The organism is Streptomyces sp. NPDC107517, from assembly GCF_055582645.1.
This window is the reverse complement of sequence record NZ_JBVJPM010000009.1, coordinates 16,853-42,176: the sequence shown is the minus strand read 5'-3', so window position 1 is coordinate 42,176 and position 25,324 is coordinate 16,853. Positions and strand designations below refer to the sequence as shown.

The following is a 25,324-nucleotide window of genomic DNA, read 5'->3' as shown; positions in this document are numbered from 1 at the left end:
CGCTCGGGCCACGCATCACGCCGCCCTCCCCGTCGCCGCCGCCATCACGGACTCCTCCGTCGCCTCGGTACGCGGGATCTCCGCCGTGAGGCGGCCCTCGTGCATGACGAGTACGCGGTCGGCCATGCCGAGGATCTCCGGCAGGTCGGACGAGATCATCAGCACCGCGACGCCGTCCGCGGCGAGTCCGGACAGCAGCCGGTGCACCTCGGCCTTGGTGCCGACGTCGATGCCGCGCGTCGGCTCGTCGACGATCAGCACGCGGGGGCCGGTGGCGAGCCACTTCGCCAGGACGACCTTCTGCTGGTTGCCGCCGGACAGTGTGCCGACCGCGTCGGCGATCCGCGCGTACTTGACCTGGAGCTTCATGGCCCAGTCCAGTGAGCGGCTGCGCTCGGCCCCACGGTCCATGAGTCCGGCCCGCGCGGTCGTGCGCAATCCAGTGAGCCCGATGTTGCGTTCGATCGACATGCCCATCACGAGGCCCTGGGCGCGCCGGTCCTCGGGCACGAGGGCGAGTCCCGCGGCCATGGCGCTGCTGGGGGCGCCGTTGACGAGCGCGCGGCCGTCGACCTCGACGGTGCCCGCGTCCCGGCGGTCGATGCCGAAGACCGCCCGGGCGACCTCGCTGCGACCGGCGCCGACGAGCCCCACGAGGCCGACGATCTCTCCGCGCCGCACGTCGAACGACACGTCGGTGAAGACGCCTTCGCGGGTGAGGCGGCGCACGCTCAGGGCGACCGCGCCGATGTCGGTCGCCTGCTTGGGGTAGAGCTCGTCGAGGTCGCGGCCGACCATGCGGCGTACGAGGTCGTCCTCGGTCAGGCCCTCGACGGGTTCGCTCGCGATCAGGGTGCCGTCGCGCAGCGTCGTGACGCGCTGGCAGAGCCCGAAGATCTCCTCCAGGCGGTGGGAGATGAAGAGGATGGCGGAGCCCTGTTCGCGCAGAGTGCGCACCACGGCGAAGAGGCGGGCCACTTCGCTGCCGGTGAGCGCGGCGGTCGGCTCGTCCATGATCAGGACCCGGGCGTCGAAGGAGAGCGCCTTGGCTATCTCGACGATCTGCTGGTCGGCGATGGACAGGCCGCGCGCGGGCTGCTCGGGGTCGAGGTCGACGCCGAGGCGGGCGAAGAGGGCGGCGGCCGCGGCGTTGACCGCCTTGTGGTCGATCCTGCCGAGGGAGCGGCGGGGCTGGCGCCCCATGAAGATGTTCTCGGCGACGGACAGGTCCGGAAAGAGCGTGGGCTCCTGGTAGATGACCGCGATCCCGGCGTCGCGGGCGTCGGCGGGTCCGTGCAGGGTGACGGGCTTGCCATCGATGAGCACGGTGCCGGCGTCGGGCCGGTGGACCCCGGCGAGCGTCTTGATGAGGGTGGACTTCCCCGCGCCGTTCTCTCCGGCGAGGGCGTGCGCCTCTCCGGCGTGGAGCTGCAGGGACACGCCCTGGAGGGCGCGCACGGCACCGAAGGACTTGTCGAGTCCCTCTACGGCCAGGACGGGGGGCTCTCTCATGGGAATGGCACCGATCGGGTCTGAAGAGCTGACTGTGAAAGGTTTCAAACAGATTGCACGGAAGCTAGCCCCGTACCAACAGCCCCGTCAATGGTGGGGACTTGGAAATCCATCAACCCGTTGCAACGCTGCGGCAAACCCTTGACAGGCCACATTCGCCACTCTAGCTTCCCTCCCTGAAACGATTCATAGCCGAGTCGTATGGAGCCGAGTGTGATCAGCAGAAGACGACTGCTCAGCACGACCGCGACAGCCGCACTGGGGACGGCCATCGCCTCCGCCGCACCGGGAGCCGCGCAGGCCGCGCCGGCACCGGAAGCCGCCGGAGGGGCTCGGGCCGCGAAGGCCGTGAGTGTGAGCGCGCCCACCGTCGAGTACGTGAGGCACCCGCTCGGCCTCGACGTGCCGCGTCCCAGGCTGAGCTGGCCCCTGGAGTCGGACGAACCGGGCCGGGCCCAGAGCGCCTATCAGATACGCGTCGCCACCACCGCCAGCCGCCTCGGCGACCCCGACGTGTGGGACAGCGGCAAGGTCGACTCCCCGGAGTCCACCCTCGTCCCCTACGCGGGCCCCGCCCTGGCCGCCCGTACCCGCTACTACTGGTCGGTCCGCATCTGGGACACCACAGGCCACGCCTCCGAGTGGAGCGAGCCGTCCTGGTGGGAGACCGGCCTGACCGCCGCCTCGGACTGGTCGGCCCGGTGGATCGGCGCGCCCGCGGCCCTGATCGGGACGCCCGCGCTCGACGACGCCTCCTGGATCTGGTTCCCCGAGAGCGACCCGGCCGCCGGCGCCCCGGCGGGAACCCGCTGGTTCCGCGGCCGTGCCGAGGTACCCGAAGGACTGACCCGGGCCCGCCTGGTGATGACCGCCGACGACGGCTACACCGCGTACGTGAACGGCACCGAGGTGGCGCACGCCGACCCGGACGGCCCCGCGGAGAACTGGCGCCGCCCGGCCGTCGTAGACGTCACGGCCCAACTCCGGGCCGGTACAGCCGTGCTGGCCGTCGCCGCCGTCAACGCCACGGACAGCCCCGCCGGCCTCCTCGGCCTCCTGGAGCTGACGACGGCCGACGGGGCGAAGACCTTCGTCACCGGCGCCGACTGGAAGGCCGCCGACCAGGAGCCCGCGGGCGACTGGAAGTCGGCCGGGTTCGACGACACCGCGTGGAAGGCGGCGAAGGCCCTCGCCCCATGGGGCTCGGGCCCCTGGGGCAAGGTCGCGCCCTCGCACTCCCCCGCCGCCCAACTGCGCCACGAGTTCCGGCTCAAGGGCAGGCCGGTCGCGCGGGCGCGCCTGTACGCGTCCGCGCTCGGCCTGTACGACGCCCACATCAACGGCGAGCGGGTCGGCGAGGACCGGCTCGCGCCGGGCTGGACGGACTACCGCAAACGCGTGCAGTACCAGACGTACGACGTGACGAGGCTGGTGCGGTCCGGAACCAACGCGCTCGGGGCGACGGTGGCCGCCGGCTGGTACGCCGGGAACATCGCCTGGTTCGGCCCCCATCAGTACGGTGAACGGCCCGCGTTCCTGGCCCAGTTGGAGGTCACGTACACCGACGGGTCGACCGAGCGGGTGCTGTCCGGCACGGACTGGCGCGCCACGACCGGGCCCGTCACCGAGGCCGACCTCATGGCGGGCGAGGACTACGACGCGCGCCTGGAGACCGACGGCTGGACGCGGGCCGGGTTCGACGACTCCGACTGGGTCCCGGTGGCTGCCGTCGACAAGGTGAGCGCCGCTCTCGTGGCCGAGGCGGGCGGCCCCACGCGCCTCGAACGCGAGCTGCCCGCACGGAAGATGACCGAGCCCGCGCCCGGCGTGTTCGTCTACGACCTCGGCCAGAACATGGTCGGCGCGGTCCGCCTCACCGTCGCCGGGAAGGCCGGCACCACCGTACGGCTGCGGCACGCCGAGGTCCTCAACCCCGACGGCACGCTCTACACCGCCAACCTCCGCACGGCGAAGGCCACCGACACGTACACCCTCAAGGGCGGCGGCAAGGAGACGTACGAGCCGCGTTTCACCTTCCACGGCTTCCGCTACGTCGAGGTGACCGGCTACCCCGGCAAGCCGCCGCTCGACGCGGTCGTGGGGCGGGTCATCCATACGGCGGCGCCCTTCACCATGGACTTCTCGACGAACGTGCCGATGCTCAACCAACTGCACCAGAACATCACTTGGGGCCAGCGCGGCAACTTCGTCTCCATCCCCACCGACACCCCGGCGCGCGACGAGCGGCTCGGCTGGACCGGCGACATCAACGTCTTCGCGCCGACGGCCGCCTACAACATGGAGTCGGCCCGCTTCCTCACCAAGTGGCTGGGCGACCTGCGTGACGGCCAGAGCGACGAGGGCGCCTTCACGAACGTGGCCCCCGACATGCCCGGCGTCGGCAACGGCGTCGCGGGCTGGGGCGACGCGGGCGTGACCGTCCCGTGGGCGCTGTACCAGGCGTACGGCGACACGCGTGTCCTCGAGGAGTCCTGGTCCTCGATGCTGAAGTGGCTCGACTACCTGGAGAAGCACAGCAGCGGTTTCCTGCGCCCCGCCGAGGGCTTCGGCGACTGGCTCAACCTCCAGGACGAGACGCCCAAGGACGTCATCGGGACGGCCTACTTCGCCCACGCCGCCGACCTCGTGGGCCGGGCGGCGAAGGCGCTGGGCAAGGACCCCACGCCGTACACGTCGCTTTTCGGCAGTGTGCGCGACGCCTTCCGCGCGGCGTATGTCTCGGACGGCGGCAAGGTGAAGGGCGACACGCAGACCGCGTACGTGCTCGCGCTGTCGATGGACCTCCTGGCGGAGAGCGACCGGGGCCCTGCCGCCGACCGTCTGGTCGCCCTCATCAAGGCGAAGGACTGGCACCTGTCGACGGGGTTCCTCGGCACACCGCGCCTGCTGCCGGTCCTCACCGCGGCCGGTCACACCGACGTCGCCTACCGGCTGCTCGTCCAGCGGTCCTTCCCCAGCTGGGGCTACCAGATCGACAAGGGCGCGACGACGATGTGGGAGCGCTGGGACTCCATCAAGCCGGACGGCAGCTTCCAGGACGCCGGGATGAACTCGTTCAACCACTACGCGTACGGCTCGGTCGGCGAGTGGATGTACGCGAACATCGCCGGTATCGCACCGGCCGAACCGGGCTTCCGCAAGATCCTCGTACGACCGCGGCCCGGTGGCGGGATCACGCGGGCACAGGGTCGCTACGACTCCGTCCAGGGGCCGATCAGCACCAAGTGGTCGGTGGACTCGGGCGGCTTCCGCCTCACGCTCACCGTGCCGGCCAACACGACCGCCGAGGTGTGGATCCCCGCGTCCGACGCGGCCCAAGTGGCCCACGGCGCCGCGAAGTTCCTCCGCATGGACGACGGCTGCGCCGTCTACGCGGCGGCGTCCGGCACGCACCGCTTCTCCAACTGATGCACCGCGAGGCTGAGATGAGGCCATGCCTAAATCGATTCACTCCTGCCCGGTCCCGGCGCGGGCGGACGGAGGCACACAGACGTGACGGATGACGTGAAGACGAACACAGCACAGGGGCCCGACCGGCGCGCCGTGCTCGGAGCGGGTGTGGGCGGGGCGGTGCTGGCCGCGGCCGGACTGCCCCTCCTGGGCTCGGGAACGGCCGCGGCAGCGGCGCCGGTTCAGGGACCGGCCGCCGGGCCGGTCGCGGATGCGGCCTGGCACCGCTACGTCCAGGCGCCGTCCAGCCGTACGGTGCGCCCGGTACGGATCGTCCGGTCGGCCGGTGACGTCACGCGTCCCGACGCGCTCCTCAAGCCCGGCGGCCAGGTCACCGTCCTGCGCCGCCCCGAGCCTCCCGCGCCCCCGCGCTGGCCCGGCGGCACCACCGCGGAGGGATCCACCACCCACGCCGGCAACAACGGAGGGGACGGTCGGCCGCGCACGTACGACGCGCAGCACGCCGTCGACGGCGACCCCGACACCTTCTGGAACGACGACACCGAGCGCGCCTTTCCCGACACCCTGACGGTGACGGCGCCCGATGCGCTCACGCTGTCGGGCCTGACCGTGGTGTCCGGCACGGACGGCGTCCCCACCGACTTCACGGTGGACGCCTGGGTGGACTCCACCTGGCGGAAGGTCGCCGCCGTCACCGGCAACAGCGCGGTGCAGCGCGCCGTCCTCTTCGACGGGCCGGTGTCCACCGCGCGGGTGCGGATCACGGTCACGTCGGCCCAGGACCTCGGGCACGGCGTGTTCACGCGGATCAACGAGGTCTGGCCCGAGGCCGTGGACCCGGTCGTGGCGCCGAGCGTGACGCTCGACTTCGGCAAGGTCGTCGTCGGCTACCCGAAGGTCGACTTCGCCTCGGCGTCCGACAACAGCCCCGGGGTGCGCCTCGCCTTCTCCGAGACGCTCCAGTTCCTCACCGACCGCTCCGACTTCACCCGCAACGACCAGGCGGGCGGCGCCTCGAAGGGAACGGACCAGTACGCCGTGCCCGCGGGCGGCGCCGAGTGGACGGACAAGAAGGGCTACGCGTCGGGCGGTGACAAGGTGTACGCGGACGGCCTGCACGGCTTCCGCTATCTCAAGATCACGCTGGACGCGCTGCCCTCCGACGCGCCCGCCGCGCAGCCGTGGGGCACCGTCGCCGTGGACGCGGTGTCGCTCGACTTCACGGCGTATCTCGGCACACCGGAGTCGTACCGCGGCTGGTTCCTGTGCTCCGACGAGGAGCTGAACCGCTACTGGTACGGCGCCTCTTACACGAACGAGCTGGTCGTCGACACGTTCCGCGAGGACGACGTGGACCCGCGGGGTGCATTCAGCGCGTCGCTCGACGGAAAGCTCGTCCTGCACGACGGCGCGAAGCGCGACCGCGATCCGTACGTCGGCGACGTGGCGGTGGCGGGGCGCACCCTGTATCTCACGCACGACGACGCGGCCGAGGCCGCGCGCAACGTGCTGGCGGACCTCGCCGAGCATCAGCGGGCCGACGGCTGGATCCCGCCGGCCTCCATCAACCAGTACACGCTCCCGCTGTTCGACTACCCCCTGTGGTGGGTGACGTGCAGCTGGGACTACGTCCTGTACACCGGGGACAAGGACTACGCCGAGCGCTACTACCCACAGCTCGTCAAGGTCCTCGACACGTGGTACCCGAGCGTGACGGACGACGCGGGCCTGTTGAGCAAGGGCCTCAATGGCACGTCCGGGTACGGCGATTACGCGTTCCTCGGGCGCACGGGCCGGATCACTTACTACAACGCCAACTACGTGCAGGCCCTGAGGGACGCGGCCCGTATCGCGGACCACGTGGGTCATGACGCGGACGCGGCGCGGTGGCGGGAGCGGGCGGACAAGGTCGCGCAGGCCGTCAACACGCATCTGTGGGACGAGGCGGCGGGCGCCTATCTGGACTCCGCGACCGGCGCCGTCCGGCACGCGCAGGACGGCAACGCGATCGCCATCACATCGGGCGTCGCGGGCGCGGAGCGGGCGGCTTCGGCGCTCACCCACCTGGACGCGACGACGAAACGCCGGTACGGCAACGCCTTCATGGACAACGACACCCTCTTCGGCGGTGCCTCCCAGCGGGTGTACGCCTTCACCTCGTACCCGGAGTTCGTGGCGCGCTTCGAGAGCGGCCTGGCCGACTCGGCGATCGACCAGATCAAGCGCACCTACGGGTGGATGGAGAGCCACGACCCAGGCATCACGCACTGGGAGGGCATCGGCCCGAACGGCTCGCTGTACGAGGGCGCTTACACGAGCATGGCGCACGGGTGGTCCACCGGAGTCCTGCCCGCGCTCACCCATCAGCTGCTCGGCGCGAGGCCGACCTCGCCCGGGTACGCCGCGTGGGAGGTGCGCCCGTGCACCGGCTCGGTGCGTTGGGCGCGCGGTGAACTGCCCACGCCGCACGGGCCGTTGGGCGTGGAGTGGGAGCGCAAGGGTGACACGTTCACCCTGACCGTACGGGTGCCGCGGGGCACTGAGGGGGTCGTCGCGCTGCCCACGGACGGCCGGGGCGCGACCGTGCGTTCCGGTGGGCACACGCTCTGGCGGGACAGCAGGCCCGCTGCGTCCGGGGTGCGCCTCGACTCCGGCCGCGTGTGGGTCTCCGGCCTCGCGCCGGGCACCCACCGCTTCACACTGACGCAGGAGGGCTGAACTGCGCCCGCGGCCTCGACGACCGAGCCGCGGGCACAGTCACCGACAAGGCCGTGCGGGGCCGTTGACACACCCCGCACGGCCCTTTAGCGTCAGGATTTGAATCGTTTCACAACGATCGTACGTTCACAGGAGAGACATGACCGGGTCCACAGCACACGAGGCGAGGACAGCGGCCGCCAAGGCCGTCCTGAAGCGCCAGTCGATCGAGACACCGTCCTGGGCTTACGGAAACTCGGGCACCCGCTTCAAGGTGTTCGCCCAGGCCGGCGTGCCCCGCACCCCGCGCGAGAAGCTCGACGACGCCGCGCAGGTCCACGCGTTCACGGGGGCCGCGCCGACCGTGGCGCTGCACATACCGTGGGACCGCGTCGAAGGCGGACCCGAGGGGTACGCGCAGCTCGCCGCGTACGCGCAGGAGCGCGGCGTGAAGCTGGGCGCGGTCAACTCCAATGTCTTCCAGGACGACGACTACAAGCTGGGCAGTGTCACCAACCCGGATCCCGCGGTGCGCCGCAAGGCCGTCGGCCACCTCCTGGAGTGCGTCGACATCATGGACGCCACCGGCTCGCGCGATCTGAAGCTGTGGTTCTCCGACGGCACCAACTACCCCGGCCAGGACGACCTCCGGGATCGCCAGGACCGGCTCGAAGAGGCGCTGCGGACGGTGTACGAGCGGCTGGGCGACGACCAGCGCATGGTGCTCGAGTACAAGCTCTTCGAGCCCGCCTTCTACGCCACCGACGTGCCGGACTGGGGCACGTCGTACGCGCACTGCCTCAAGCTCGGCGAGAAGGCGCAGGTGTGTGTGGACACCGGGCATCACGCGCCGGGCACCAACATCGAGTTCATCGTCGCGTTCCTGCTGCGGGAGGGCCGGCTCGGCGCCTTCGACTTCAACTCGCGCTTCTACGCGGACGACGACCTGATGGTCGGCGCGGCGGACCCCTTCCAGCTGTTCCGGATCCTGTACGAGGTGCGGCGGGGCGGCGGTCTGGAGGCGGACTCCGGGATCGCGTTCATGCTCGACCAGTGCCACAACATCGAGACCAAGATCCCCGCGATCATCCGCTCGGTGATGAACGTCCAGGAGGCGACGGCCAAGGCACTGCTCGTCGACACCGAGGCGCTCGCCGCGGCCCAGCGGGAGGGCGATGTGCTGGCGGCCAACGGGACGCTGATGGACGCGTACAACACGGACGTGCGTCCCCTACTGGAGGAGGTCAGGGAAGAGCTGGGGCTCGACCCGGATCCCATGGGGGCCTACCGGCGGTCAGGATGGCAGGAGCGGATCGTGAAGGACCGCGTCGGGGGCGTACAGGCCGGATGGGGGGCATGAGCGACATGACGGAGCAGCACGCATGCGTGAGCGAACTCCTCGAGCGTTCACACCGGTTGGGCGCGGATCCGCGCAATACGAACTACGCGGGGGGCAACACCTCGGCGAAGGGCACGTCGACCGACCCGGTGACCGGTGGTGACGTCGAGCTGATGTGGGTCAAGGGCTCGGGCGGTGACCTGGGGACGCTCACCGCCGACGGGCTCGCGGTGCTTCGTCTGGACCGGCTGCGCGCCCTGGAGAGCGTGTATCCGGGGGTGGAGCGCGAGGACGAGACGGTCGCGGCGTTCGACTACTGCCTGCACGGCCGGGGCGGGGCCGCGCCGTCCATCGACACCGCGATGCACGGCCTGGTGGACGCGGCGCACGTGGACCATCTGCACCCCGACTCCGGGATCGCGCTCGCCTGCGCCGCGGACGGCGAGAAGCTCACGGCCGAGTGCTTCGGCGACACGGTGGTGTGGGTGCCGTGGCGCAGGCCCGGATTCCAGCTCGGCCTGGACATCGCCGCGGTCAAGGAGGCCAACCCGCGGGCGGTCGGCTGTGTGCTCGGGGGGCATGGCATCACGGCGTGGGGCGACACGGCTGAGGAGTGCGAGCGGCGCTCCCTGCACATCATCCGTACAGCGGAGGCGTTCCTGGCCGAGCGGGGCAGGGCCGAGCCGTTCGGACCGCTGCTCGCGGGGTACACGGGCGCGGGACCGGCGGCGCGGAGGGAGCGGGCCGCGGCGCTCGCCCCGTTCATCAGGTCGCTCGCCTCGCAGGACCGCCCCCAGGTGGGCCACTTCGACGACTCGGACGTCGTGCTCGACTTTCTGTCGCGCACCGAGCATCCGCGCCTCGCGGCCCTCGGCACGTCCTGCCCGGACCACTTCCTGCGTACGAAGGTCAGGCCGCTGGTCCTCGACCTGCCGCCGACGGCTCCCCTGGACGAGGCGGTCGCGCGCCTGAAGGAGCTGCACGCCGAGTACCGGGAGGAGTACGCGGCCTACTACGCGCGGCACGCGGGCCCGGACTCGCCGGCGATGCGGGGCGCAGATCCGGCGATCGTGCTCGTGCCCGGCGTCGGCATGTTCAGCTTCGGCAAGGACAAGCAGACGGCCCGCGTCGCGGGCGAGTTCTACGTCAACGCGATCAATGTGATGCGTGGCGCCGAGGCCGTGTCGGCGTACGCGCCGATCGAGGAGTCGGAAAAGTTCCGCATCGAGTACTGGTCCCTGGAGGAGGCCAAACTCCGGCGGATGCCGAAGCCCAAGCCGCTCGCCACCCGGGTCGCGCTCGTGACGGGCGCGGGCAGCGGGATCGGGAAGGCGATCGCCCGTCGGCTCGTGGCGGAGGGCGCGTGCGTGGTGGTCGCGGATCTGGACGGGGACAACGCGGCCGCCGTGGCCGAGGAGTTGGGCGGTCCCGACAAGGCGGTGGCCGTCACGGTCGATGTGACGTCGGAGGAGCAGATCGTCGACGTGTTCGGGGCGGCGGTGCTGGCGTTCGGCGGGGTCGACCTCGTGGTGAACAACGCGGGCATCTCCATCTCGAAGCCGCTCCTGGAGACGACGGCCCGGGACTGGGACCTCCAGCACGACATCATGGCGCGCGGCTCGTTCCTCGTGTCGCGCGAGGCCGCCCGTGTCATGCGGGCGCAGGGGCTCGGCGGCGACATCGTGTACATCGCCTCGAAGAACGCGGTGTTCGCGGGTCCGAACAACATCGCATACTCCGCGACCAAGGCCGATCAGGCACATCAAGTCCGACTCCTGGCCGCCGAGTTGGGCGAGCACGGCATCCGGGTCAACGGCGTGAATCCGGACGGCGTGGTGCGCGGCTCCGGGATCTTCGCGGGCGGCTGGGGCGCGCAGCGAGCGGCGACGTACGGGATCGAGGAGGACAAGCTCGGCGAGTTCTACGCGCAGCGGACCATCCTCAAGCGCGAGGTACTGCCGGAGCATGTCGCGAACGCGGTGTTCGCCCTGACGGGCGGGGACCTCACGCACACGACGGGGCTGCACATACCGGTGGACGCCGGCGTCGCCGCGGCCTTCCTGCGATGAGCTCCGTGTCGAGAGGTCCGGTGGGTGGGCGCGAGTGCGCGTTCGCCGCGGTCGACCTGGGCGCCTCCAGCGGGCGGGTCATGGTCGGCCGGGTCGGCCCCGACAGCCTCGGCCTGGTCGAGGCCCACCGCTTCCCCAACCGTCCAGTGCGGCTTCCGGAGGGGCTGCGCTGGGACGTGCTCGGCCTGTACGCCGGCGTGCTGGACGGGCTGCGGGCAGCGGGAGCGACGGCGGGCGGGCGGCTCGCGTCCGTCGGTGTCGACAGCTGGGCCGTGGACTACGGCCTCCTCGACGCGGACGGCGCGCTGCTCGGCCAGCCCGTGCATTATCGTGACGGGCGCACCAAGGGCGTGGCGGAGAAGGTATGGGCGAGCGTGCCGGCGGCGGAGCTGTACGCGGCGACGGGGCTGCAGTACGCGCCGTTCAACACGCTCTACCAGCTCGTCGCGGCCCAGGATTCCGCTCAACTGGCGGCCGCCCGCCGTCTGTTGCTGATCCCCGATCTGATCACGTACTGGCTGACCGGCGAGCAGGGCACGGAGGTGACCAATGCCTCCACCACACAGCTGATCGACCCGCGAACCAGTGAGTGGGCGTTCTCGGTCGCCGAGCGCGTCGGGGTCGATCTCGGGCTGTTCGCGCCGCTGCGGCGGCCAGGGGACCCGGCGGGGCGGCTGCTGCCGGAGGTGCTGGAGGAGACGGGGCTGACGGGTCCGGTTCCCGTGACGGCCGTCGGCTCGCACGACACGGCCTCCGCGGTGGCCGCCGTCCCGGCCGCGCCCGGCGAGCGGTTCGCCTACATCTGCACCGGCACCTGGTCGCTGGCCGGTCTCGAACTGGACGCCCCTGTCCTGACCGAGGCGAGCCGCGCCGCGAACTTCACGAACGAGCTGGGCCTGGACGGCACGGTCCGCTATCTGCGCAACATCATGGGTCTTTGGCTGCTCCAGGAGTGCCTGCGCTCCTGGGGAGATCCCGAACTGGGCGCGCTGCTGCGGGAGGCGGGGGACGTTGCGCCGCTGCGCTCGGTGGTGGACGCCGGTGACGCCGCGTTCCTCGCCCCGGGCCGGATGCCCGAGCGCATCGCGAAGGCCTGCCGGGACACGGACCAGCCCGTGCCGCGCACCCGGGCCGAGACGACCCGGTGCATCCTCGACTCCCTGGCGCTCGCGCACCGGCGGGCGATCGCCGACGCGGCACGCCTGGCCGGCCACACGGTCGACGTCGTGCACATCGTGGGCGGCGGCGCGCGTAACGCGCTGCTGTGCCAGTTGACCGCCGACGCGTGCGGTCTCCCGGTCGTGGCGGGCCCGGCCGAGGCGGCGGCCCTGGGCAACGTACTCGTGCAGGCGCGCACCCATGGCCTCGTCGGCGACCGGGAGGCGATACGCGGACTTCTCGCCCGCACCCAGTCCCTGACCCGGTACGAACCGCGCGGGAAGCACGCCGCGTGGCGGGCCGCCGAGCGGCGTCTCGCCGAACGGTGACGCCAGGTGTCTCCCCTCCGGGCCGCCTGCCGCGTACCCTGCACCCATCCGATGATCGATACGAAGGGGCCGCGATGCGCGTCGCACTGTTCCTGACGTGTGTCAACGACACGCTCTATCCGGACACCGGCCGTGCGGTGGTGAAACTGCTGACCAGACTGGGTGTCGACATCGACTTCCCGATGGGGCAGACCTGTTGCGGGCAGGCGCACTACAACACCGGCTATCGCCATGAGGCGGAGCCGCTCGCCCGGAAGTTCTCCGATGTATTCGGTGAATACGACGCGATCGTGACGCCGTCGGGGTCATGTGGGGCGATGGTGCGCGAGCTGTATCCGCGGATGGGCGAGCGGGCCCGCGCGGAGGGCCGCGGCGACGGGCTCGCGGCCGCTCTGGCGCCGGTCGTGCCGAAGACGTACGAGCTCACCGAGTTCCTGGTGGACGTGCTCGGGGTCACGGACGTGGGCGCGTACTACCCGCACACGGTGACGTACCACCCGACGTGCCACGGCCTGCGCTCCCTCGGCCTCGGTGACCGGCCCTACCAACTGCTCAAGGCCGTCAAGGGACTTGATCTCAAGGAGCTGCCGGGCGCACAGGAGTGCTGTGGGTTCGGCGGCACCTTCGCCGTGAAGAACTCCGATGTCTCGGCGGCGATGGGCGAGGACAAGGTCCGCAACGCCACGTCGACCGGCGCCGACGTCTTGTGTGCGGCGGACAATTCCTGCCTGATGCACCTCGGCGGCACGATGTCCCGCCTGCACACCGCGATGCGCCCCGTCCACATCGCGGAGATCCTGGCGAGCACGGAAGAGGAGCCCCTGTCATGAGCGGCACGTTCGTCGGCATGCCTGCATTCCCGAAGGCCGCGCACGAGGCTGTCGGCAACACCACCTTGCGCGCGAACCTCCGGCACGCCACGCACACGATCCGCGACAAGCGGGCCAAGGCCGTCGCCGAACTCGACGACTGGGCGCTCCTGCGTGAGGCCGGCAAGCAGATCAAGGACCACACACTCCGCCATCTCGACACCTACCTCCTGCAGTTGGAGGAGGCCGTCACCGCGGCAGGCGGCGTCGTCCACTGGGCCGCCGACGCCGACGAGGCCAACCGGATCGTGACACGCCTGGTCAAGGAGACCGGCGAGTCCGAAGTCGTCAAGGTCAAGTCGATGGCCACCCAGGAGATCGGCCTCAACGAGCACCTCGAAGCCGAAGGCATCCACGCCTACGAGACCGATCTCGCCGAGCTGATCGTGCAGCTCGGCCACGACCGCCCCTCCCACATCCTCGTGCCCGCCATCCACCGCAACCGCGGCGAGATCCGCGACATCTTCGCCAAGGAAATGGGCGAGTGGGGCCGCCCGGCCCCCGAGGGCCTCACCGACACCCCCGCCGAACTCGCCGAAGCCGCGCGCCTCCACCTGCGCGAGAAGTTCCTGCGCGCCAAGGTCGGCATCTCCGGGGCGAACTTCATGGTCGCCGAGACCGGCACCCTGGTCGTCGTCGAGTCCGAGGGCAACGGCCGCATGTGCCTCACCCTGCCCGAGACCCTCATCTCCGTCGTCGGCATCGAGAAGATCGTCCCCACCTGGCGCGACCTCGAAGTCTTCCTCCAGACACTCCCCCGCTCCTCGACGGCCGAGCGCATGAACCCGTACACCTCGATGTGGACCGGGACCACCGACGCCAAGACCGCGGACGGGCCACGCGCCTTCCACCTCGTCCTCCTCGACAACGGCCGCACCGACACCCTCGCCGACGAGGTCGGCCGCCAGGCCCTGCGCTGCATCCGCTGCTCCGCCTGCCTCAACGTCTGCCCGGTCTACGAAAGGGCCGGCGGCCACGCCTACGGCTCCGTCTACCCGGGCCCCATCGGCGCCATCCTCAGCCCCCAACTCCGGGGCACCGCAAGCGAGATCGACGCCTCACTCCCCTACGCCTCTAGCCTCTGCGGCGCCTGCTATGAAGTCTGCCCCGTCGCCATCGACATCCCCGAAGTCCTCGTCCACCTGCGCGAGCGGATCGTGCAGGGCGGGCCGGCCACCCGGCACGGCAACAGGGTGGTCCTGAAACCGGCGAAGGGGCACGCGGCGGAGCGGGCGGCCATGCGCGCGGCCGCCTGGGCATTCACCCACCCCGGAGCCCTGCGCGCCGGCCAGCGCGTCGCCTCGCGCACCCGCCGCTTCCATCCCCGCACGCTCCCCGGTCCCGGCCGGGCCTGGAGCGCGACGCGGGATCTGCCGCAGGTGCCGGCGGAGCCGTTCAGGGACTGGTGGCAGCGCACGCACGGCAAGAAGGAGAGCGGCAAGTGAACAGCAGGGACATCATCCTGGGCCGGGTGCGGCGCGCGCTGGGCGACGCGCCCCGGGGCGATGCGCGGGAGTCGTACGAGACGGCCGTGGACCGGGAGTACCGGCGTGAGCACGGCTCCCGGACCACCGAGGAGACCGTCGACCTGCTGGCGGAGAACCTGGCGGACTACCGGGCGATCGTGCACCGCACGGACCCGCAGGAGCTGCCGGCTCTGATCATGCGGCTGCTCGGCGAGCGGTGGCCGGACACCGTACTGGTGCCGCCGGGGCTGCCGCCCGAGTGGATGTCGGCCGCCGACCCGCCGCGTATCCACGACCGTGCGGTCAGCACCGCCGCGGAGCTGGACCGGTCCGGGGCCGTCGTCACCGGCTGCGCGGTCGCCATCGCCGAGACCGGGACCATCGTGCTCGACGGCTCGCCCGACCAGGGCCGCAGGCGCATCACGCTGATCCCCGATCACCACATCTGCGTCGTCCGCGTCCCGGACCAGGTCGTCTCCTCCGTCCCGCAGGCCCTTGAACGGCTCGACCCCACGCGTCCCCTGACGTGGATCTCCGGTCCGTCCGCCACGAGCGACATCGAACTCGACCGGGTCGAGGGCGTGCACGGCCCGCGCACCCTGGAGGTGGTGCTGGTGAGCGGGGAGTGACGGACGCGGCTAGCGTGAGGGAATGATCCGGTTCGACCACGTCACCAAGCGGTACGAGGACGGCACGACGGCCGTGGACGATCTGTCCTTCGAGGTCGGCGAGGGCGAACTGGTCACCCTGGTCGGCCCGTCGGGCTGCGGGAAGACCACCACGATGATGATGGTCAACCGGCTCATTGAACCCACCTCCGGCCGGATCTTCGTCGACGGCGAGGACATCTCCGAGCTCGACCCGGTCAAGCTGCGCCGCCGCATCGGATACGTCATCCAGCAGGTCGGCCTCTTCCCGCACCGCACGATCCTCGACAACACGGCGACCGTGCCGGCGCTGATCGGCTGGAAGAAGTCCAAGGCGCGCGCCCGGGCCGCCGAGCTGCTCGACCTGGTCGGACTCGACCCGAAGCAGTACGGGTCCCGCTACCCGGAACAGCTGTCGGGCGGCCAGCGCCAGCGTGTCGGCGTGGCCCGCGCGCTCGCCGCCGACCCGCCGGTGCTCCTGATGGACGAGCCGTTCGGCGCGGTCGACCCAGTGGTCCGCGAGCAGTTGCAGGATGAGTTCCTGCGGATGCAGGCCGCCGTGCGCAAGACGGTTCTCCTGGTCACGCACGACATCGAGGAGGCCGTGAGGCTCGGCGACCGGATCGCCGTCTACGGGCAGGGCCGTATCGAGCAGTTCGACACCCCGGGCGCCGTGCTCGGCACGCCCGCGACGCCGTATGTCGCCGCGTTCGTCGGCGCCGACCGTGGTCTGAAGCGGCTCTCCGTGACCGAGATCGAGCCAAACGACCTGGACCAGCCGTCGGTGGCCCGCGCGGGCGAGCCCGCCCGCGACGCCGCCGCCCGGCTGCGTGACGAGGACGCGCGCTGGGCCGTCGTCCTCGACGCGGACGGCGATCTGCACGGCTGGGTCGGTATCGACGAGTTGTCGCTCGCGGGCGAGGAGGGGCTGGTCGGCGACCTGGCGCACCGCATGAACGCCTGGGTCCCCGTCGGTGCCCCGCTCAAGCAGGCGTTCGGCGTGATGCTCCAGCACGACGCGGGCTGGGTCGCCGTCCTCGACGGCGCCCGCTTCCTCGGCGTGCTGACCCCGGCGAAACTCCATGAGGCGCTGCGCCGCTCGGTGGACGCGGACGCGCAGGGCGTGGCGCGCAGCAAGGTGGAATTCGACTCGGTCGCCGACGCGTGAGCGACCCGCCCCCTGTGTGGAAGTCAGCTGGAACCCATGAACGTTCAGTGCTTGAGCAGACCCTTCGACTCCAGGTACGAGCGCGCCACGTCCTCCGGAAGCCTGCGCCAGCTGTCCACCTGCTGGTTCATGGACGCCAGGTCCTGCGTGGTCAGTACGGAGTTCAGCGCGCCGAGGGCCTTGGCGACGCGCTCACTGCCCGCCCGCGACCGGTTGACGACCGGCACGATGTAGTCGGCGTTCTGCAGATGCTTGTCATCGGCAAGCAGCACGAGGCCGAAGTCGGACAGGGTCGCGTCGGTCGTCGTGGTGAGCACCATCTGGTCCTTGCCGTCCTGGACCGCCTTCTTCGACTGGGTGGTGCTGACGCCCTTGGGGTCGACGCCGGTGACGTCGATGCCGTACGTCTTCTTCAGGCCCGGCTCGCAGTACGGCCGTTGGACGCACTCGTCGCCCGCCGCGAGCCGTACCTTCAGGCCCGACGCGCCGAGGTCGCTGAGCGTCCTGAGGCCGTGCTGCTTCGCGAAGGCGGTTGTCACGGCGAAGGCGTTCTGGTCGACCGCCCTGCCCGGGTCGAGGACGGTGAGCCCGCGCGGGGCGGCGAGGCCGCGCAGCGCCATCATGGTGGCGTCGAGGTCGGGCGATCCGACGGGCGGGGCCTTGGCGCCGTTCGTCTTGGCGTTGAGCCAGTCGGCGAAGGTCGCCGCGTACTCGGGCACGACGTCGATCTGGCCGGATTCCAGGGCGGGTTCGTACAGTTCACGGTTCGCGACGGACAGGATCTCGGTGCTGTATCCGGCCTGTTTCAGGAGCAGGGCGTACATCTGGGCGAGTACGTCGCTCTCGGTGAAGCCGGCCGTGCCGATGGTGAGGTGCTTGCTGTCGCCGGGCGGGGCGGTGACCGCGCCCTGGTTCTCCAGGGAGGGTCCGCCGGAGCATGCGCCGACAAGGAACAGAGCGAGGAGCGGGAGGAGTACGGCTGTTGCTGCGGCCCGTCGCCGTAAGGCCCTCATCAGGCCCTCCTCCGGGCGAGGGCGGGCGCGTACCGTTCGGCGAGCTCGAAGACCCCCTCGACGAGCAGCGCGAAGACGGCGACGAGGACGGCACCCGCGACGACCTGCGGGGTGCTCGCCAGGTTGAACCCGGCGGTGATGATGCGGCCGAGGCCGCCGCCGCCCGCGAGGGCCGCGATCGTCGCGGTGGCGACGAGCTGCACGGCGGCGATCCGCACCCCGTTCATGATCATCGGCAGGGCGAGGGGCGCCTCCACCTGGAACAGCATCTGCCGTCCCGTCATCCCCATGCCGCGGGCGGCCCGGACGATGTCACGGTCGACGCCGCGTATCCCGACGTAGGCGTTCGTGAGCAGCGGCGGGACCGCGAAGAGCACCAGGGCGACGACGGTGGGTCCCTCGCCGTACTTGCCGAGCGGCGTGAGCAGGAGCAGGACGAGGACCGCGAAGGTGGGGACGGCTCGGCCGACGTTGGAGATGTTCACGGCGAGCGCGCCGCCCTTGCCTAGGTGGCCGTGGACGAGTGCGACGGGCAGGGCGATCAGGCAGCTGATGACGAGGCAGACGACGGTCAGGGCGAGGTGCTGGGCGAGCCGGTGCCAGATGCCGTCGTCGCCGGACCAGTGCGAGGCGTCGGCGAGCCAGTCCCAGGCGTCGGTGAGGGTCTTCACGCGCGGCTCGCCCTCGTCCAGGGCGTGAGGATCCGCTGCACCCCGAGCAGCAGCAGGTCGGCGGCGACCGCGATGACCACGCACAGCACGGACGCGGTGAGGACCTGCGCCTTGAAGAACGTGTTCATGCCCGCGTAGATGAGGTTGCCGAGGCCGCCGTAGCCGACGATGGCGCCCACCGTGACGAGGGAGACGGCGGAGACCGTGGCGATGCGCAGGCCCGCCATCGCGGCGGGCAGCGCGAGCGGCAGCTCCACGGTCAGCAGCAGCCTGACCGGCCCGTACCCCATGCCGCGCGCGGCCTGCCGGGTGTCTTCGGGGACCGCGCGCAGGCCCGCGAGGATGTTGCGGACGAGGAGCGTGAGCGAGTACAGGACGAGGCCGGCGACGACGAGGGACGCGGACAGGCCGTACGCGGGCAGCAGCAGCGAGAACATCGCGAGCGACGGGATCGTGTACAGGATGGTCGTCAGTCCGAGGACGGGTCCTGCCGCGAGGGACCAGCGGCGCGCGACGACGGCCAGCGGCACGGCGATCACCAGCGCGATCAGGACGGCGAGCGCGGTGAGCTGGAGGTGCTGGACGACCGCGTCGAGGAGGATGTGGCGGCGGGTGCTCAGGTACTGGCCGCAGATCCAGTCGTTGCGCGCCAGACAGTCGTCGGGCGAACTGCCGGGGCTCTGAGTGAGGGGTCCGCTCCATGGAGGCACTCGTCCATTCCAGTGGCAGCCGCGGACGACGGCGCGCTGGGATGACCCGTACGGCGTACGGCCACCGGTGCCGGAGACGGCGCGGTCGGGCGCCCTCGAAACGGAGTGCGCCCCGGTCAGGTGTCCTTGAAACCGATCGACGCGTGGCTGCCGTCGCAGAACGGCTTGTTGCGCGAGGCGCCGCAGCGGCACAGGGTCACGCGGTTGCGGACCTCGTACGGCGTGCCGTCGGCGCCGGTCACCGGGATGCCGCCGCGCACCCAGATTCCCCCGCTGACGCCTTCCTGCGGGTCCTCGATGATGCCGATGGACGGCGGGAGGCCGGGCTCGACGGGGCGCCGCTCGGCGAGGTTCCAGGCGACGAGGCGCCCTGAGGGACAGTCGCCCGTCTCGCGTGTCACCACGTCGGCGCTGCCCTTCTCCTCGACGAGGTTCCACACCTGCCCGTCGGCGTCGCAGAACCGCGCGAAGGCACACAGGGGCTGGGCGTCGGTGAGGCTGAGCTCGGGTCCGTCCTGCTCGTCGGCCTGCTCCAGATAGGGCAGCCGGCTCGCGGTCTCGGTGCCGTCGAACCCGGCCCGCTCATGGCTGCGGTCGCAGAACGGCTTGTTCGCGGACTGCCCGCAGCGGCACAGCGCGTACGTCTCATCGGTGTCGTACGTGCGCTGCTGCCACCACTCGACGGACTGACCCCGCGCGTCGGTGACGATGACCAGCTGGATGAGAGGGACGCCGCCGGTGACGACGTACGGCCCGTTCTCCGACACGCGTACCCCCTGCGCCGAGGCGGAGTGCGGGGCGGCGTCCTGCGCGTCCGGCATGTGGGGCCCTTCCTGAGCTGCGTGCGGCGGCCCCCTGCTCCAGCCTTGCGGAGGGGGTCGCGGGGCGCCACAGGAGAGGGTCGGGGCCGGCGGCCCGCGCTGCCCGAGGGCTGTGAGCGGCCCGCCCTCCTCGGACCCGCGCGACCGCGTCCGGCGCCGGACCTCCCTGGCCCGGCGCCGGACGCGGGTCACTCAGCGGCCGGCCTGAAGCGGGTAGTGGTCGGACAGGTTGTCGTACGTGTAGCTCGTGCCCCAACTGCTCACGGTCCAGGGCGCGGTGGACTCCTTGACCACGTTGTTGACCCACCCCGTCGGCCGCGCGTGACCCTGGACGTGCAGGACGTAGTCCAGGTCCTCCTTGGGCTCGCCCGGGTAGCGGTAGCTCGCGATCGAGTTCGTCTCGGTGTCGAACGAGTACGGGTGCCCGGTCCGTGAGTCGGCCCCGACCAAGCCGCCGTCGGCGAGCATGGAGGCGTACTCCGTGCCGTGCGAGTCGACGTTCAGGTCGCCCGCCACCATGACCTGCTCGTCGGCCGGGATGTGCTTGGCGTCCAGGAAGGACTTGACGGCCTTGAACTGGAGGCTGCGGTCGTTGACCGCCTCACCGGCCCCGCACCCGGAGTCCGTGGACTGGGTGTGTGTCCCGACCACGTGCACCTTCGCGCCGTTCACGTCGAGGACGGCGTAGACGAAGCCCTTGTTGGACCACCAGTCGGAGCCGCACGCGTCCTTGTAGACGTACTGCTCCTTGTGCACGATCGGCCACTTGCTGAGCAGCGTCACGCCGCCGTCCTCGGGCGTCGTCGACGAGTACGAGCCGCCGGTGGCGTCCCAGCCGTCCTTGGACCGCCCGACGACGGGGGTCTGGTACGGGTACTGCGCCGCCGCGTTGCTCTTGAGCGCGTCGGACGTCGTGTTGTCGAACGCCTCCTGGAGCACGACGACGTCGTTGCCCTGGAAGAACGGCGCGGCCGGGATGGCCGCCGCCCGGTGCGCCTGACCCCAGTTGGGGTAGAGGTTCGTGCTCATCAGGAACGTGTTGTACGTCAGGACCTTGAGCCTCGGCGTTTCGGCCGGTGTCGCCGCCGACGCCTGCGGGGCGGTCAGGACCGCGGAGGCGGCGGCGAGGGTGACGGCGAGGGCGGAACCGGTCGTGCGGCGGGCAACGCGGGACACGTGGCCTCCCGTTTCTTGTGGGGGAGTTGTGAGGGACGTGAGCACGCCACATCAAAGCAGCCACAGTTACTTCCGGGTAACCATCCGGTGGCCACATTCTGCCAATTCCCCTACCGTTCCTAAAGACTGAGCATGGGTTGCACGTGCTCAGCCGAACGCCCCGAACGGTCTTGGGCGTTCTGGTCCACCGCGTTCGCTCCGTGTCCAGCGCCATCGGATCGTGTCCGTGGTCCGGGTACTCGGGGGCGGTTTCCCTCGCGCCCTCGGCCGCTGGGTCGGGCCTGGACCGTCCGATGCCCCACACCATCGCTCTGGTGGTGTGGGGGCGGTGCCGTCCGTCGCCTGATCCGGTGACCGAGGGAACGTCGTCCGATCGCCACCGATGCGGCGTAGTGCCGTGTCGCGGGGCGCCGCCTGGTGGTCAGCGGTTTCTGCCAGTGCTCCGCGCCCCACATCGAGGTGTAGGCGGGATCGACAGCGATCACACTGATACCGGCTTCCGCGCACATCGACAACAGGCGTGCGCGGAGTTTTCCGGTGGGGATACCGGAGATGAGCTGTCGGAACTTCTTCTTCCGGCCGTGCTTCTCTCGGGTCTTGGTGTCGGTGAAGTCGAGATCTTCGATCGCGATGGCCTGCACGCCAGTGGTCTTGGCCCAGTGAAGGAGTCGGGTGAGGGCGTGGCGGAGCTGGGCGTCACGGTGGCTGGCGGTGCCAGTCAGGTCGTAGTCGAAGCGGCGCGGTGCACCTATCGGGTTGCCGTGTGCGTCGAGCAGCCAGGCGGCCAGGTGATCGGCATTGGTGTCCACGCCGATCATTCCACCGGTCCGCAAGCTGTCGAGTGGGGTGACGGGCAGCTCTTTGCGGGTCCAGGACGCATCGAGGTACCAGCGGGCGAAGGAGGTGTTGAGGTGGATGCGGTAGGCCACGGACCGGTTTGCTCCGATGCGGTCGCGCCATTCGTCGCCCCGGTGCGGGAAGGCTACGCGGGCGCCCAGCACGTACCGGCCATGCCGGGCGTTGGCCATGTCGGCGAGCGGAGCGGGCAGCTTGATGCTGACCTCGCCGTCGGGGGTGACGCGGATCGTCTCGTTCCCGAATCGTTTGCCGGACTCGCCGTCAGCGGTCAGGAACCAGCGCTCCGTCTCCCACTCGGCACGCCACTGCTCGGGCTTCTTGTTCGCGGCGTTGAGGTGGTGACGCTGGTGAAGCAGTCGGCGGCCCCCGCGCACGACCGAGACGTGTCCGGCTTCCCGCTCGCCGCGTACGCGCTCATACCGTTCTTCGAGGATCGACAGACGCCTAGTCTTGTGGAAAAACTCGCTCTTGGAGCGGTAGCCGCCGGGCTTGCCCCGGCTGCCCTTCTCCCCGACGGGCAGGGACAGGCGGTGCCGCAGGGTGCGGATACCTGCGTCCAGGGAGGCGAGGTGTGCGTACTGGGCGCGGCGGGACAGGCCCCACTGGTCGTGGGTGTTGGAGGTGACCGAACCGGCCCACCGGGAAGAAGACTCAGTGGTCAGGTCCCTCTTGCGGGCGGCCCACGTGTCGGTGGAGTGATCCAGGCCGTCACGGCACCTGCGGGCCAGGTCAGCGGAAGCCAGGCGCCCCATGTGCTCGCCCACGGCCCGCAGCACCTTCTCGTCCTCGCCGGTCAGGCCCTTGAGGCGGTCCCGTATCGAGACACCCGAGGGGCCATCGGCGACGAACGGCCGGGCGATCTGCCGCAGCTGCTCCTTCTCAGCCATGCTGCGCGGCCTACATGGCCTTGCGGGCACGGTTCTTCGCCGAGCGGCTCCCGTACAGGCGGGCACAGAACGACGTCAGCACCTCCACCACATCGCGTACCAGGTCGTCTTCCACCTCGCCGTCGTCCAGGACGACGAGGCGACGGCCGTGCGCGGACAGGGCCGCTTCCACGAGTTCGACGTTCATGCGGCCGAGACGGTCTATGTGCTCGACCACGACCGTGGTCACCGCCGGATCGGCCAGCAGACGTTTCGCCTTCGAACGGGCACCGTTCATCCCGGAAGCGATCTCCGCCTCAACACGCACGACACGGTGACCAGCCTTGGCCGCCCACTGAGACAACCGGGCCACCTGGCGTTCCAGGTCGGCCTTCTGATCGTGGGAGGAGACGCGGGCGTACAGGCCCAGACCCCCGCCTGCCTCGCGAGCATGGGCAGCGTCGATGTTCACGAGGATCGTGCGCGGCCCAACACGCTGAGCGGGCACGGGAAGCGTCCCGTTCTTAAACCACCGGTACGCGGTGTGGGGGCTCACCCCCTGCGCTCGTGCCCACTCGGTCAGATTCACACCATGATCGTAACGCAACTAGAGGACCGGCATGCACACTTATGCACGCTCAACCGACGGCAGTTCCTCACCCCCCGTGGGCTAGCCCACGCGCCGCAGCCGAGCCGACAGGTGGTGCTGGAGCGGCATCCCGACGGCCTCGAGGTCGTGGGTGAACGTGAGGGTGCCGTCGTCGGTCAGCGCGTAGCGGCGGCGCGTGGCCTTGACCTCCTTGGCGGTGGGCGTGAGCGCCACCTGGTCGGTGGAGAGGTCGACCGTGTTGCCGTCCGCGGTGCCGACGGAGATCTCCGCGATGCCGGTCGGCTGCGTGATCAGTGACTCCACCCGGCCCTCGGGCTGGAGCCGCCACCAGCCGCTCTCGCGCGCCGACGGCCGCAGCGGCGCACCATCGGCGTCGAGCAGCCAGGCGCGGGCCTCGAAGCGGAGGAACGGCCGGCCGTCGTGGCTGAAGGTGATCTCCTGCGCGTACGTGAAGTCCCCCTCGAGCGTGGGATATCCGCCCTGTCCGCGTCCGCGCCAGATGCCCAGGAGGCCCAGCACGGGCGCCAGCAGCGGGTGCGGGGCGGGAGCCTCGTCCGGGCCGGTGCTGTCGGGGTACGGGTGGGCCGGTGCGGGGTCGTACACGGTGCGCGCTCCTGAGGTCGGTGCCTGTGCCTCGTGAAGCCTAGGGCCTCTCGTTCGGATCAGGCCGGGCTCGCGGGGCCCGGCACGCACATCCGCCTCGCCCCAGGTGGCACCCGGATCCGTCCATCGGACGTTTATCGTCGACGTGTTTGATCTTCCGACGGGGACGCAACGGGGAGAAGATCGCGTGCTGAACGAGACGGAGTTCCGGAGTGCGGACGTGCCGGCGGCCGACCGGCTTGCGTACTGGGCGGAGCGGGTGGGGCAGACCCACGCGCCGGTGCGGATGACCAGCGACCACGCCGATGACTTCTGGGCCACTCAACGGGTCATCGACCTCGGTTCCGTGTCCGTGTGGCCGGCCACGTTCCAGCAGCTCGTCATCCGGCGAACACCCCGGCTCATCCGCCGCTCCGACCCGGAGCTGTACCACCTCTCACTGCTCCTCGGCGGGACGGGGACCGGCAGCTGGGACCGCGAGGAGGCCGTGTACCGGCCGTCCGACCTGCACATCAACGACTCGTCGGTGCCGTGGGAGATCCGCACCGGCAAGGACCCGGTGACGGCCGTGGGCCTCGAACTGCCCAAGGCGCTGGTGCCGCTGCCCCCGGGGCGGACTGCCGCTCGGTCCCGAAGCGGGTGCCGGCCGGGACGGGGATCGGTGCGCTGCTCGCACAGTTCCTGTCCCAGCTGACCGCCGACACCGCCTGCTACCGCCCCGCCGACGGGCCCCGGCTGGGAGGTCTCGTGACCGATCTGGTCACCGCGCTGTTCGCCCATGCCCTTGAGGCCGAGAACAGCCTCCCTGGGGACACGTACCGGCGCGCCCTTGTCCTGCGTATCAAGAAGTTCGTCCAGGAACACCTGCACGACCCGCAGCTCACCCCCGCGGGCGTCGCTGCCGCGCACCACATCTCCACCAGCCATCTGCACCGGCTGTTCGAGAACGAAGAGGCCACGGTCGCCGCCTGGATCCGCCGCCGGTGTCTGGAGGCGGCCCGTCGCGACCTCGTCGATCCGGCGCTGGGCTCCTGCCCGATCCACGCCGTGGCGGCCCGCTGGGGCTTTCCCCGCGCGGCCGACTTCAGCCGCGCGTTCCGCACCGCGTACGACATCACGCCGACGGAGTACAGGAGCCGGGCCGCCACCCTGGACACGTCCCCGCGCTGCTGAGCGCGTCATGGCTCCTTGTCGCCACATCGACTGTGCGCTCTCTGCTCAGTCGCCCCCGCACCCTGTTCGGGCCGCCCCGCTCCAGGCATGATCGTCACCGTCGCCCACCCGTCGGCGGTGACCGGGGCCGACGGGAC

Annotated in this window: 18 protein-coding genes and 1 pseudogene; 10 read left to right on the top strand and 9 right to left on the bottom strand. The window is 70.9% G+C overall.

Going from position 1 to position 25,324, the window contains the following annotated elements; all coding sequences use genetic code 11:
- Positions 1-15: 15 nt before the first annotated feature.
- Positions 16-1,512 carry a sugar ABC transporter ATP-binding protein gene (locus ACZ67T_RS21385; protein WP_469986001.1) on the bottom strand — a complete coding sequence of 499 codons (1,497 nt, stop codon included), beginning with the start codon at positions 1,510-1,512 and terminating at the stop codon, positions 16-18.
- 213 nt (positions 1,513-1,725) lie between these two features.
- On the opposite strand from ACZ67T_RS21385, the gene ACZ67T_RS21380 reads away from it, so the two are divergent.
- The 9 genes from ACZ67T_RS21380 (at position 1,726) to ACZ67T_RS21340 (ending at position 16,686) form a co-directional block, all read left to right on the top strand.
- Positions 1,726-4,941 (top strand): alpha-L-rhamnosidase, encoded by a 3,216-nt coding sequence (locus ACZ67T_RS21380; protein ID WP_469985999.1) that lies wholly within the window; start codon positions 1,726-1,728, stop codon positions 4,939-4,941.
- 84 nt (positions 4,942-5,025) lie between these two features.
- On the top strand, positions 5,026-7,662 hold the full coding sequence (locus ACZ67T_RS21375) for an alpha-L-rhamnosidase-related protein (protein ID WP_469985998.1): 2,637 nt from the start codon (positions 5,026-5,028) through the stop codon (positions 7,660-7,662).
- A 139-nt stretch (positions 7,663-7,801) separates the two neighbouring features.
- Entirely contained in the window at positions 7,802-9,001 is a 1,200-nt protein-coding gene (gene rhaI / locus ACZ67T_RS21370; protein WP_469985996.1) for an L-rhamnose isomerase, read from the top strand.
- Between the two features lie 5 nt (positions 9,002-9,006).
- Positions 9,007-11,049: a bifunctional aldolase/short-chain dehydrogenase gene (locus ACZ67T_RS21365; protein WP_469986394.1), complete on the top strand. Its 2,043-nt coding sequence runs from the start codon at positions 9,007-9,009 to the stop codon at positions 11,047-11,049.
- Positions 11,046-12,536 carry a rhamnulokinase gene (locus ACZ67T_RS21360; RefSeq protein ID WP_469985994.1) on the top strand — a complete coding sequence of 497 codons (1,491 nt, stop codon included), beginning with the start codon at positions 11,046-11,048 and terminating at the stop codon, positions 12,534-12,536. Before ACZ67T_RS21365 ends, ACZ67T_RS21360 begins: the two co-directional genes overlap by 4 nt.
- A 74-nt stretch (positions 12,537-12,610) precedes the next feature.
- Complete coding sequence (locus ACZ67T_RS21355; RefSeq protein ID WP_469985993.1) at positions 12,611-13,366, top strand: (Fe-S)-binding protein; 756 nt, start codon at positions 12,611-12,613, stop codon at positions 13,364-13,366.
- Positions 13,363-14,850 (top strand): LutB/LldF family L-lactate oxidation iron-sulfur protein, encoded by a 1,488-nt coding sequence (locus tag ACZ67T_RS21350; protein ID WP_469985992.1) that lies wholly within the window; start codon positions 13,363-13,365, stop codon positions 14,848-14,850. The genes ACZ67T_RS21355 and ACZ67T_RS21350 overlap by 4 nt, the downstream gene beginning before the upstream one ends.
- Positions 14,847-15,500 carry a LutC/YkgG family protein gene (locus ACZ67T_RS21345; RefSeq protein WP_469985990.1) on the top strand — a complete coding sequence of 218 codons (654 nt, stop codon included), beginning with the start codon at positions 14,847-14,849 and terminating at the stop codon, positions 15,498-15,500. The genes ACZ67T_RS21350 and ACZ67T_RS21345 overlap by 4 nt, the downstream gene beginning before the upstream one ends.
- Positions 15,501-15,522: 22 nt before the next feature.
- Positions 15,523-16,686: an ABC transporter ATP-binding protein gene (locus ACZ67T_RS21340; protein ID WP_469985989.1), complete on the top strand. Its 1,164-nt coding sequence runs from the start codon at positions 15,523-15,525 to the stop codon at positions 16,684-16,686.
- Positions 16,687-16,730: 44 nt separating this feature from the next.
- On the opposite strand, the gene ACZ67T_RS21335 is transcribed toward ACZ67T_RS21340, so the two are convergent.
- The 8 genes from ACZ67T_RS21335 to ACZ67T_RS21300 all read right to left on the bottom strand — a co-directional run bounded on the left by ACZ67T_RS21335 (position 16,731) and on the right by ACZ67T_RS21300 (position 24,014).
- The gene (locus ACZ67T_RS21335) at positions 16,731-17,699 is read right to left on the bottom strand and encodes an ABC transporter substrate-binding protein (protein WP_469985988.1); all 969 of its coding nucleotides are present in this window, start codon (positions 17,697-17,699) and stop codon (positions 16,731-16,733) included.
- Positions 17,699-18,370 (bottom strand): ABC transporter permease, encoded by a 672-nt coding sequence (locus ACZ67T_RS21330; protein ID WP_469985987.1) that lies wholly within the window; start codon positions 18,368-18,370, stop codon positions 17,699-17,701. The genes ACZ67T_RS21335 and ACZ67T_RS21330 overlap by 1 nt, the downstream gene beginning before the upstream one ends.
- A complete protein-coding gene (locus ACZ67T_RS21325) occupies positions 18,367-19,080 on the bottom strand; it encodes an ABC transporter permease (protein ID WP_469985985.1) in 714 nt (237 codons plus the stop codon). The genes ACZ67T_RS21330 and ACZ67T_RS21325 overlap by 4 nt, the downstream gene beginning before the upstream one ends.
- A 116-nt stretch (positions 19,081-19,196) precedes the next feature.
- Complete coding sequence (locus tag ACZ67T_RS21320; RefSeq protein WP_469985984.1) at positions 19,197-19,901, bottom strand: CDGSH iron-sulfur domain-containing protein; 705 nt, start codon at positions 19,899-19,901, stop codon at positions 19,197-19,199.
- Between the two features lie 192 nt (positions 19,902-20,093).
- Positions 20,094-21,077 (bottom strand): sphingomyelin phosphodiesterase, encoded by a 984-nt coding sequence (gene sph / locus ACZ67T_RS21315; RefSeq protein WP_469985983.1) that lies wholly within the window; start codon positions 21,075-21,077, stop codon positions 20,094-20,096.
- A gap of 119 nt (positions 21,078-21,196) precedes the next feature.
- A complete protein-coding gene (locus ACZ67T_RS21310; protein ID WP_469985981.1) occupies positions 21,197-22,822 on the bottom strand; it encodes an IS200/IS605 family accessory protein TnpB-related protein in 1,626 nt (541 codons plus the stop codon).
- 10 nt (positions 22,823-22,832) lie between these two features.
- Positions 22,833-23,390: an IS607 family transposase gene (locus ACZ67T_RS21305; RefSeq protein WP_469985980.1), complete on the bottom strand. Its 558-nt coding sequence runs from the start codon at positions 23,388-23,390 to the stop codon at positions 22,833-22,835.
- A gap of 81 nt (positions 23,391-23,471) precedes the next feature.
- On the bottom strand, positions 23,472-24,014 hold the full coding sequence (locus ACZ67T_RS21300; RefSeq protein ID WP_469985979.1) for a nitrobindin family protein: 543 nt from the start codon (positions 24,012-24,014) through the stop codon (positions 23,472-23,474).
- Positions 24,015-24,201: 187 nt separating this feature from the next.
- Between ACZ67T_RS21300 and ACZ67T_RS21295 the strand changes: the two are divergent.
- Positions 24,202-25,187 (top strand): annotated as a pseudogene (locus ACZ67T_RS21295) (AraC-like ligand-binding domain-containing protein).
- Positions 25,188-25,324 lie beyond the last annotated feature (137 nt).